We start from the raw sequence: 11,400 nt of genomic DNA on the forward strand, positions 1-11,400 counted from the left end.
GCACTCCGGCCCGTGCGGCCGGCCCCACGCGCCCCGCCGTTCACCCGCGCCCCACCCGTACGGGTGGCCGGTTCTCGCCGAAGGGTTCTGTCAGGGGTGAAAAACCTGATGAGAAATGACGCGACCTCGTCCTACCCTCACGACGATGGCCGAGAACCGACAACACGACGACACCGCGACCGGGCACCGCTCCACGGTCCGCTCCCTCCTGCGCCTGTGGCCCTACGCCCGAGCCGTCCGCCGCCGGTTGGCCACCTCGGTGGCCGCCGCCCTGGTCGCCATGCTGAGCGTCCTCGGCGTCCCGCTGGTCCTCGGCCGGATCGTCGACGGTCCGCTCGCCGAACACGACCTGAGCGGACTCTGGCCGCTGATCGGCCTGCTGCTGGTCCTCGGGCTGGTCGAGGCCGCGCTGTTCTACACCCGCCGGGTGGTCCTGGCCCGCCCGCTGGCCGGGCTGGAGACGGCCATGCGCGGCGACCTCTTCGCCAAGCTCCAGCGGCTGCCGATCTCCTTCCACGAGCGCTGGGGATCCGGCCAGCTGCTCTCCCGGGCCACCGCCGACATGTACACCATGCGGCTGTTTCTGGCCTTCCCGCTGGTCTTCCTGGTCGTCAACTCGGTGATGTTCCTCGCCGGCACGGCGGTGATGTTCACCCAGGACTGGCGGCTCGCCCTGATCATCCTGCTGCCCGCCGTCCCGCTGTTCGTGCTCACCCGGCGGTTCGAGGCCGGCTACTCCGGCGCCTCCCGCCGCGCCCAGGACCAGAACGGCGACCTCGCCACCGTCATCGAGGAGTCCGTCCTCGGCATCCGCATCCTCAAGGCCTTCGGCCGCCACCGCTCGATGGCCGAGCGCTTCCGCGCCCAGGCCCACGACCTGCGCCGCACCGAACTGCGCAAGGCCGGGCTGCTCGCCAACCTCTGGGCGGTCATCGTCGGCCTGCCCGAGATCGCCCTCGGCTGCGCCCTCGCCGCCGGCGCCTACCTGGTCGCCCACGACGAGCTGAGCGCCGGCACCCTGGTCGCCTTCCTCTCCACCGCGCTGGCGCTGCGCTGGCCGGTCGAGTCCCTGGGCTGGCTGCTCGCCTACGCCAACGAGGCCGCCACCGCCACCGACCGCTTCTTCGAGGTGCTGGACGAGCCCGAGACCGCCGACCCGGGCACCGCCGACGGCCTCGGCGGTGCCCCCGACGGCATCCGCTTCACCGGCGTCCGCTTCCGCTACCCCGACGCCCCCGACGACACCCCCGACCTGCTGGCCGGCATCGACCTGCACATCCGCAGCGGCGAGACGATGGCCCTGGTCGGCGCCACCGGCAGCGGCAAGACCACGCTCACCGCGCTGCTCCCCCGCCTGTACGAGGCCACCGCCGGCACCATCACCCTGGACGGCCGGGACATCCGCGACCTCCCCCGGGAGCGGCTGCGCGAGCTGGTCGCGGTCGCCTTCGAGGAGCCCACCCTGTTCTCCGCCACCGTCCGGGAGAACGTCCTGATGGGCGCACCGGGCGCGAACGACCAGCAGCTGCGCGCCGCCCTGGCCACCGCCCAGGCCTCCTTCGTGGACAAGCTCCCGGACGGCGTGGACACCGAGGTCGGCGAGCAGGGCCTGAGCCTGTCCGGCGGCCAGCGCCAGCGCCTCGCCCTGGCCCGTGCGGTGGTCGGCGACCCGGCCTTCCTGGTGCTGGACGACCCGCTCTCCGCCCTCGACGTGCACACCGAGGCCCTGGTCGAACGGGCGCTGCGCCAGGTCCTCGGCGCCACCACCGCCCTGGTGGTCGCCCACCGCCCGAGCACCGTGCTGCTCGCCGACCGGGTCGCGGTGCTCTCCGACGGCCGGATCGAGGCCGTCGGCACCCACCAGGACCTGCTGCGCGACTGCGCGCACTACCGCGAACTGATGTCGGGCGAGTCCGCCCCGATGCCCGAGGCCGTCCTGGTCTCCGAGGGGGGCACCACCCGATGACCACCACCATCTCGCCCGTCGGCCCCGCCGAACGGGAGACCGCCGAACCGGTCGAGGAACAGCTGCCGCCGCCCCCGGCCGACGAGGAGGACATCCCCGTCCCGCCCGGCGCGCCCCGGGCTCTGCTGCGCTCGCTGCTCGGCCCGCACCGGGCCCGGATCGCCGTCGCGATGCTGGTGATCCTCATCCAGCAGGCGGCCCTGCAGTCCGGCCCGCTGCTGGTCGCCATCGCGATGGACCGCGGCATCCCGGCACTGCGCGAGAGCGACAGCGGCCCGCTGATCGCGGTGGTCTGCGCCTACCTGGGCTGCGCGCTGCTCAGCCTGCTGCTGCAGTGGGCGTTCATCAAGATCAGCGCCCGGGTCAACCAGGACATCCTGCTGGAGCTGCGCGGCCGGATCTTCCGGCACGCCCAGCGGCTGAGCCTGGACTTCCACGAGCGCTACACCTCGGGCCGGATCATCTCCCGCGCCACCAGCGACGTGGACGCGCTGCGCGAGCTGCTCTCCGAGGGCCTCCAGGAGCTGCTGACCGTCCTCCTGTCGGTCTGCTACATCTCGGTGCTGCTGCTGGTGCTGGACTGGCGGCTCGGCCTGGTCTCGCTGGCGTCGATCCTGCCGCTGGCGCTGATCGCCCGGTCCTTCCGCAGCCGCTCGCGCCGGGTCTACCGCCGCTCCCGCACCTCGGCCGCCTCACTGATCGTCCGTTTCACCGAGACCATGAACGGCATCCGCCCGGTGCAGGCCTTCCGCCGCGAGAAGGCCAACGACGAGGCCTTCGCCGTGGTCAACCGGCAGTCCGCCACCGCGACGGCGGACGGCCTGCTGGAGATCGCCCGCTACGTCGGCCTCTCCCGCGTCACCGCCAACCTGTGGACCACCGGCGTGGTGCTGCTCGGCGCCTACCTGGTCGCCGACGGCACGGTCGAGCTGGGCGTGCTCACCGCCTTCGTGCTCTACCTGCGCCGGCTCTACGACCCGATCGACCAGCTGGCGATGTTCCTGAACAGCTACCAGTCGGCCGCCGCCGCGCTGGAGAAGATCGCCGGCCTGCTCGCCCACGAGCCGACCGTCGCCGAACCGGCCGCGCCCGCCGAACTGCCGCAGGCCGCCGGCAAGGGGCGCGAGGTCCGCTTCGAGGAGACCCGTTTCGCCTACCGCACCGGCAAGCAGGTGCTGCCGCCGTTCGACCTGGTGATCCCGGCCGGGCAGACGGTGGCGGTGGTCGGCGCGACCGGCGCCGGCAAGTCGACGGTCGCCAAGCTGCTGGCCCGCTTCTACGACCCGACCGACGGCCGGATCCGGCTGGACGGCGTGGACCTGCGCGACCTCGCCACCCCCGAGCTGCGGCGCGGCGTGGTGATGGTGACCCAGGAGTCCTTCCTGTTCTCCGGCACCGTCGCCGAGAACATCGCGATCGGCCGCCCCGGCGCCGGCCGCGAGGAGGTCGAGCAGGCCGCCCGGGACATCGGCGCGTACGAGTTCATCGCGGCGCTCCCGGACGGCTTCGACACCGACGTGCGCAAGCGCGGCGGCCGGATCTCCGCCGGGCAGCGCCAGTTGGTCGCCTTCGCCCGCGCCCTGCTCGCCGACCCGGCGGTGCTGATCCTCGACGAGGCGACCAGCTCGCTGGACGTCCCCGGCGAGCAGGCCGTCCAGCGGGCCATGCGCACGGTGCTGGCCGGCCGGACGGCGGTGATCATCGCGCACCGGCTCTCCACCGTGGAGATCGCCGACCGCGTCCTGGTGATGGACCAGGGCCGGATCGTCGAGGACGGCTCCCCGCAGGAGCTGATCGACGGATCCGGCCGCTTCGCCGCCCTCCACCAGGCCTGGCGGGACAGCCTGGTCTAGGGCCGGTGCTCCCCCCGGCAGGGCCTCAGCGCAGCACCCCCGCGTCCATCCCCGACGACTCGGCGGGCAGGGCCACCAGCCCCAGCTCCGCCGGGGAGGCCAGCCGGGGGTGGGCCGGCAGCACCCGGACGGTGTAGCCGAACGGGCCGGTCCGGCACAGCTCCAGCGAGCCCTCGTAGCGGGTCCGGCCGTCCAGGTCGGACCCGCCGACCGGCTTGAGGGCGAGCACGCAGCCGTCCGAGATGCCGTCCGTCTCGTCCACCCGGCCGGACACCGCCTGCACCTCGACGTCGCCCGGCTCCAGCGCCCCGAGCGTGACCTGCACCCGCAGCGCCAGCGAGCTGCCCAGCTCCTGCGCCTCGTCCGGACAGTCCGCCTCGACGTGCTCGACCCGGACGGCCGGCCAGGCCTCCCGGACCTTCGCCTTCCAGGCCGCCAGCTCCAGGGCGCCGTGGTGCTCCGCCGCCGCCAGCTCCCGCTGGGCCAGCGCCGCCGGGGTGTACAGCCGTTCGACGTACTCGCGGACCATCCGCCCGGCCAGCACCTTGGGGCCGAGGGTGACCAGGGTGTGCCGGACCATGGCGATCCAGCGGTGCGGCAGCCCGTCCGTGCCCCGGTCGTAGAACCGGCCGGCGACCTGGTCCTCGATCAGGTCGTACAGCGCGGCGGCCTCGATGTCGTCGCGGCGCTCGGCCTCGCTGCTCTCCGGGTCGAGCACGCCGTCGGTCTCGTCGGCGGTGGGGATCGCCCAGCCGTTCTGGCCGTCGTACCACTCGTCCCACCAGCCGTCCAGGACGGACAGGTTGAGGCAGCCGTTGAGCGCGGCCTTCATCCCGGAGGTACCGCAGGCCTCCAGCGGGCGCAGCGGGTTGTTCAGCCAGACGTCGCAGCCCGGGTAGAGGTGCCGGGCCATCGCCATGTCGTAGTCCGGCAGGAAGACGATCCGGTGCCGGACGGCCGGGTCGTCGGCGAAGGCGACCATCTGCTGGATCAGCCGCTTGCCGCCGTCGTCGGCCGGGTGGGCCTTGCCGGCGACCACGATCTGCACCGGCCGGACGGGGTGCAGCAGCAGGGCGCGCAGCCGGTCCGGGTCGCGCAGCATCAGGGTGAGCCGCTTGTACGAGGGCACCCGGCGGGCGAAGCCGATGGTGAGCACGTCGGGGTCGAGCACCGAGGAGACCCAGCCGAGTTCGGCCTCGCCGGCGCCGCGCTGGCGCCAGGAGTCGCGCAGTCGGCGGCGGGCCTCGTCGACCAGTTGGGCGCGCAGGCTGCGGCGCAGGTCCCAGATCTCGGTGTTGCCGATCCGCTCCAGGCCGGTCCAGCGCTTGGCGTCGCCGGTGGTCATGGCGTCCTCGGCGCGGTCGGCGCCGATCTCGGCGGCGCCGAGCCGCACGACCGCCGGGTCGATCCAGGTGGCGGCGTGGACGCCGTTGGTGACGGAGGTGATCGGCACCTCGGTGGCGTCGAAGCCGGGCCAGAGGCCGTTGAACATGGAGCGGCTGACCTCGCCGTGCAGGGTGGAGACCCCGTTGGCGCGCTGGGCGAGCCGCAGGCCCATGGCGGCCATGTTGAAGAGCTTCGGGTCCCCGCCGGGCCAGGTCTCGGCGCCGAGCGCGAGCACCGGCTCGACCGGGACGCCCGGCAGCGCGGCGTCGCCGCTGAAGTGGCGGGCGACCAGCTCGCGGTCGAAGCGGTCGATGCCGGCCGGGACGGGTGTGTGGGTGGTGAACAGGGTGCCGGCCCGGACGGACTCCAGGGCGGCGGCGAAGTCCAGGCCGACGCTGTCGGGGCCGGGTGAGCCGGTGGAGACCAGCTCGCGGATCCGTTCGACGCCGAGGAAGCCCGCGTGGCCCTCGTTGGTGTGGAACACCTCGGGGGCGGGGTGCCCGGTGAGCCGGCAGTAGGCGCGGACGGCGCGGACGCCGCCGATGCCGAGCAGCATCTCCTGGAGCAGCCGGTGCTCGCTGCCGCCGCCGTAGAGCCGGTCGGTGACGTCGCGCTCGGCGGGCGAGTTGGCCTCGATGTCGGAGTCGAGGAGCAGCAGCGGGACCCGTCCGACCTGGGCCTTCCAGATGTGCGCGGCCAGGGTGCGGCCGCCGGGCAGGGCGAGGTCGACCCGGCCGGGGGTGCCGTCGTCCTCCCGGAGCAGGCTGACCGCGAGTTCGTCCGGGTCGAGCAGCGGGTAGCGCTCCTGCTGCCAGCCGTCCCGGTTGAGGGACTGCCGGAAGTAGCCGTGCCGGTAGAACAGGCCGACGCCGATGATCGGGACGCCGAGGTCGCTGGCGGCCTTGAGGTGGTCGCCGGCCAGGATGCCGAGCCCGCCGGAGTACTGGGGCAGCGCGGCGGCGATGCCGTACTCGGGCGAGAAGTAGGCGATGGCGGCGGGCAGCGGGGTGGCGCCGGCCTCCTGCTGGGCCTGGTACCAGCGCGGGCCGCTGAGGTACTCGCGCAGGTCGTCGGCGAGGTCGCCGAGTCTGCGCAGGAACCGCCGGTCGGCGGCGAGGGCGGCGAGCCGGGCGGCCGGGACCTCCCCGAGCAGCCGCACCGGGTCCTCGCCGGTCGCGGCCCAGACCTCCGGGTCCACGGACCGGAAGAGGTCCCTGGTCTCGGGGTGCCAGGACCAGCGCAGGTTGAGGGCCAGCTCGTGCAGCGGCTGGAGTTGTTCGGGCAGGACGGTGCGGACGGTGAATCTGCGGATTGCCTTCACGGCGTGAAGCGTAGCCGCGATGTCCGTCATGACAGTGCGTCAAGTGGGCTATTGGGCATCCGTTCGGCCTATTGATGAGATCGCATTCGGCGCATTGGTCTGCACGGGGGGCGCGCGCGGCGCACATTTCCGGGGTCCTGCGCTACCAATGCATGAACACTGCGGAACAGGTCCATTTCCGATGGCTCATCCGCTCAGGACAAAGCCCGAAACTACTGTCGTACCGCTGCAAAAGTCTTGTCCCCGGTGCGAGGATGACTCAAGGTCGTTGATGCTGCGGGGAGTGCGGCGGCGGGTGGCGTCCGCCTTGAAGCAGCACGTCCGAATCCTTTTCGCGTTGATCGTTCCCCTTCTTCTTAGCCCATTCGGCGCTCACCTCGCACCGACGCGTGTCCTCGTACTCGGCCTGCTCGTTCACGGGTCGACCGGGTCGCCCAGGGGCGTGCCCCTGGAGGCGCGCGCCGGGACGCGCGCGGCTCCAGGGCCTCCCGTCGAGGACTCGGCGGGCGCCGGGCAGGTTGCCGGGGACGGCGGCGCGGGCAGGCTTCCGGTCGCACGTCCTCCCCACCCAGCAGTCCTCCCGGTACTCCCCTGGCCCATCCCCGGCCCGCGGGAGCTGCCGCCGATCTCGGGCAGGAGTTTGACATGCACGGCGACACGCGGGACCAGTCCACACCGGTGGCCGACAGCCACGACGCAGCGGTCGCGGAATCCGCCGGACGGATGGATTCTGACACTCGGACGGATCCGGCGATGCCGGCACCGCGGGCCGCCGGGGCGGTCCGCACCGAGCCGGCCGAAGCGGCCCGACAACCCGGGGCCGAGGAGGGCCGGACCGCGGCACCGCGCAGGCGCACCACCACCACGCGCCGCGCCGCCGCCACCGCGAAGGCCCCCGCCGACGCCGCCGGGACCGCCGGGACCACCGCCGAGGGCGCCTCCGGCGCCGCGCCGCGCAAGGCCTCCGCCCGCAAGCCCGCCGCCCGCAAGACGACAGAGAGCGACACCGTGATCGGCCGCATCCCCGTCCTGGACGTCAGCCCCCTCGTCGACTCCGGCCGCCGCCCGGCCAAGGCCGTCGTCGGCGAGACCTTCCTGGTCACCGCGACCGTGTTCCGCGAGGGCCACGACGCCGTCAACGCCAACGTGGTGCTGCGCGACCCGCGCGGCCGCGGCGGCCCGTGGACGCCGATGCGCGAGCTGGCCGAGGGCACCGACCGCTGGGGCGCGCACGTCACCCCGACCGCGCCCGGCCGCTGGTCGTACCTGGTCGAGGCGTGGAGCGACCCGGTCGCCACCTGGCGCCGGACCGCCGCCGTGAAGCTGCCCGCCGGGATCGACACCGCGCTGGTCCTGGAGGACGGCGCCCGGCTGCTGGAGCAGGCCGCGGTCGGCGTGCCGAAGAAGGAGGGCCGCGCGCACGTGCTGGCGGCCGCCGACGCGCTGCGCGACCCCGGCCTGCCGCCGCTGTCCCGGCTGGCCGCCGCGCTCGCCCCCGAGGTGCTGGACCTGCTGGCCCGGTACCCGCTGCGCGAACTGCTCAGCGCCTCCCGCCCGCTGCCGCTCCAGGTGGACCGCGAGCGCGCGCTGTACGGCTCCTGGTACGAGTTCTTCCCCCGCTCGGAGGGCGCGGTGGTGGATCCGAGCGGCGTCGAGCCGCCGCGTTCGGGCACCCTGCGCACCGCCGCCGAGCGGCTGCCGGCCGTCGCCGCGATGGGCTTCGACGTGGTCTACCTGCCGCCGGTGCACCCGATCGGGCGAGCCTTCCGCAAGGGGCCGGACAACGCCCTGACGGCCGGTCCGCACGACGTCGGCTCGCCCTGGGCGATCGGCTCCCCCGAGGGCGGCCACGACGCCGTCCACCCCGACCTCGGCACGATCGAGGACTTCGACCACTTCGTCGCCGAGGCCGAGGCCCTGCGCCTGGAGGTGGCGCTGGACTTCGCCCTCCAGTGCTCCCCCGACCACCCGTGGGTGAACAAGCACCCGGAATGGTTCAGCCACCGCGCGGACGGCACCATCGCGTACGCCGAGAACCCTCCGAAGAAGTACCAGGACATCTATCCGATCAACTTCGACCAGGACATGGACGGAATCGTCAAGGAAACCATCCGGATCCTCCGGTTCTGGATGTCCCACGGCGTTCGGATCTTCCGGGTCGACAACCCGCACACCAAACCGGTGGCGTTCTGGGAGAAGGTGCTCGCCGACATCGCCCGCACCGACCCGGACGTCGTGTTCCTGGCGGAGGCCTTCACCCGGCCCGCGATGATGCACACCCTGGGGAAGATCGGTTTCCACCAGTCGTACACGTACTTCACCTGGCGCACCACCAAGCCGGAACTCACCGAGTACCTCACCGAACTCACCGGTGACGCCGCCGCCTACATGCGGCCCAACTTCTTCGCCAACACCCCGGACATCCTGCACGGCTACCTCCAGCACGGCGGCCGCGCCGCGTTCGCGATCCGCGCCGTGCTCGCCGCCACCCTCGCCCCCAGCTACGGCGTCTACGCCGGCTTCGAGCTGTACGAGGACGAGCCGGCCCACCCCGGCTCCGAGGAGTACCTGCACTCGGAGAAGTACGAGCTGCGCCCGCGCGACTGGACCCGCACCGACTCCCTCGCCCCGCTGCTCACCGTGCTGAACCGGCTGCGCCGGCGCCACCCCGCCCTCCAGCAGCTGCGCAACCTGCGCTTCCACCCCACCGACAACGACCAGGTGCTCGCCTACTCCAAGACCGCGACCACCCCCGAGGGCCTCACCGACCAGGTCGTCACCGTGGTCAACCTCGACCCGCACCACGTCCAGGAGGCCACCGTCACCCTCGACGGCGACGGCCCGTACGCGGTGCACGACGAGCTCACCGGCGCCGTCTACACCTGGGGCCGGCACAACTACGTCCGGCTCGATCCCTCAGCCGAGCCGGCTCACCTCCTCACGGTTCGGAGGAACCCAGCGTGACTGTGAACGAGCCCGTCCCCGACACCTTCCCGGAGACCTCGAAGAAGAACCTGGACCCGGAGTGGTTCAAGCGTGCGGTCTTCTACGAGGTGCTGGTGCGGTCCTTCCAGGACAGCAACGGCGACGGGGTCGGGGACCTGAAGGGGCTCACCACCAAACTCGACTACCTGCAGTGGCTCGGGGTCGACTGCCTCTGGCTCCCGCCGTTCTTCGCCTCGCCGCTGCGCGACGGCGGGTACGACGTGGCCGACTACAAGTCGGTGCTGCCGGAGTTCGGCGACCTCGCCGACTTCATGGAGTTCGTCGACGCCGCGCACGCCCGCGGCATGCGCGTGATCATCGACTTCGTCATGAACCACACCAGCGACCAGCACCCGTGGTTCCAGGCCTCCCGGACGGACCCGGACGGCCCGTACGGCGACTTCTACATGTGGGCCGACGACGACAAGCAGTACCCGGACGCCCGGATCATCTTCGTCGACACCGAGACCTCCAACTGGACCTACGACCCGGTCCGCAAGCAGTACTTCTGGCACCGGTTCTTCTCCCACCAGCCGGACCTCAACTACGACAACCCCCGCGTCCAGCAGGAGATGATCGCCGGACTGCGGTTCTGGCTCGACCTCGGCATCGACGGCTTCCGGCTGGACGCGGTGCCGTACCTGTTCGCCCGCGAGGGCACCAACTGCGAGAACCTGCCGGAGACCCACGAGTTCCTCCAGCGGGTCCGCAAGGAGATCGACGCCGACTACCCCGACACCGTCCTGCTGGCCGAGGCCAACCAGTGGCCCGAGGACGTCGTCGACTACTTCGGCGACTTCACCGCGGGCGGCGACGAGTGCCACATGGCGTTCCACTTCCCGGTGATGCCCCGGATCTTCATGGCCGTGCGGCGGGAGTCCCGCTACCCGGTGTCGGAGATCCTCAGCAAGACCCCGCAGATCCCCGGCGGCTGCCAGTGGGGCATCTTCCTGCGCAACCACGACGAGCTGACCCTGGAGATGGTCACCGACGAGGAGCGCGACTACATGTACGCGGAGTACGCCAAGGACCCCCGGATGCGCGCCAACGTGGGCATCCGCCGCCGGCTCGCCCCGCTGCTGGAGAACGACCGCAACCAGATCGAGCTGTTCACCGCCCTGCTGTTCTCGCTGCCCGGCTCGCCGGTCCTCTACTACGGGGACGAGATCGGCATGGGCGACAACATCTGGCTGGGCGACCGGGACGGCGTGCGCACACCGATGCAGTGGACCCCGGACCGCAACGCGGGTTTCTCCTCCGCCGACCCGGGCAGGCTCAGTCTGCCGCCCATCATGGACCCGGTGTACGGCTACCAGGTGACCAACGTCGAGGCACAGCAGAGCAGTTCGAGTTCGCTGCTGCACTGGACGCGTCGCATGATCGAGATCCGCAAGCTCAATCCGGCGTTCGGCCTCGGTACGTACACCGAACTGCCCTCCAGCAACCCCGCCGTGCTGGCCTTCGTGCGCGAACACGAGGGGGACCTGGTCATGTGCGTGAACAACTTCTCGCGGTTCGCGCAGCCGACCGAGCTGGATCTGCGGCAGTACGGCGGACGGTACCCGGTCGAGCTGATCGGCGGGGTGCGCTTCCCCTCCATCGGCGAGTGGCCCTACCTGCTCACGCTGGCCGGCCACGGCTTCTACTGGTTCCAGCTCCGGCAGCCGCCGCGGCTGAGCGGGACCAGGCGCTCGAAGTAACGATCCGCCACACCCTGCCCCACAGCACCACCAGACCCTCCGGGGGCGCGAGTTGAACCCCTGCGCCCCCGGAGTTCTCTGCACCGCCGCGTACGGAGAACAGCCCAACGGCCACCCACACGAAGGCGTGACACCTGAGCCCCGCTCGCGTGCCGCCGCCGCCGCGCCGCCGAAATCCGGAAGACTGAC

At 72.3% G+C, this 11,400-nt stretch carries 5 protein-coding genes; 4 read left to right on the plus strand and 1 reads right to left on the minus strand.

Features of this window, described 5'->3' with window-relative positions; genetic code table 11:
• Positions 1-145: 145 nt before the first annotated feature.
• Entirely contained in the window at positions 146-1,966 is a 1,821-nt protein-coding gene (locus ACIP37_RS16685; protein ID WP_363582067.1) for an ABC transporter ATP-binding protein, read from the plus strand.
• Positions 1,963-3,819 (plus strand): ABC transporter ATP-binding protein, encoded by a 1,857-nt coding sequence (locus ACIP37_RS16690; protein ID WP_363582065.1) that lies wholly within the window; start codon positions 1,963-1,965, stop codon positions 3,817-3,819. The genes ACIP37_RS16685 and ACIP37_RS16690 overlap by 4 nt, the downstream gene beginning before the upstream one ends.
• A gap of 25 nt (positions 3,820-3,844) precedes the next feature.
• Here ACIP37_RS16690 and glgP read toward each other — a convergent pair whose 3' ends face one another.
• The gene (glgP, locus tag ACIP37_RS16695; RefSeq protein ID WP_363582063.1) at positions 3,845-6,526 is read right to left on the minus strand and encodes an alpha-glucan family phosphorylase; all 2,682 of its coding nucleotides are present in this window, start codon (positions 6,524-6,526) and stop codon (positions 3,845-3,847) included.
• A 1,008-nt stretch (positions 6,527-7,534) separates the two neighbouring features.
• Between glgP and ACIP37_RS16700 the strand changes: the two genes are divergently transcribed.
• The gene (locus tag ACIP37_RS16700) at positions 7,535-9,490 is read left to right on the plus strand and encodes an alpha-1,4-glucan--maltose-1-phosphate maltosyltransferase (protein ID WP_363582158.1); all 1,956 of its coding nucleotides are present in this window, start codon (positions 7,535-7,537) and stop codon (positions 9,488-9,490) included.
• Entirely contained in the window at positions 9,487-11,211 is a 1,725-nt protein-coding gene (treS, locus tag ACIP37_RS16705; protein ID WP_063347760.1) for a maltose alpha-D-glucosyltransferase, read from the plus strand. The genes ACIP37_RS16700 and treS overlap by 4 nt, the downstream gene beginning before the upstream one ends.
• Positions 11,212-11,400: the final 189 nt, after the last annotated feature.

This window comes from Kitasatospora sp. NPDC088861 (genome assembly GCF_044750105.1).
Lineage (GTDB): Bacteria > Actinomycetota > Actinomycetes > Streptomycetales > Streptomycetaceae > Kitasatospora.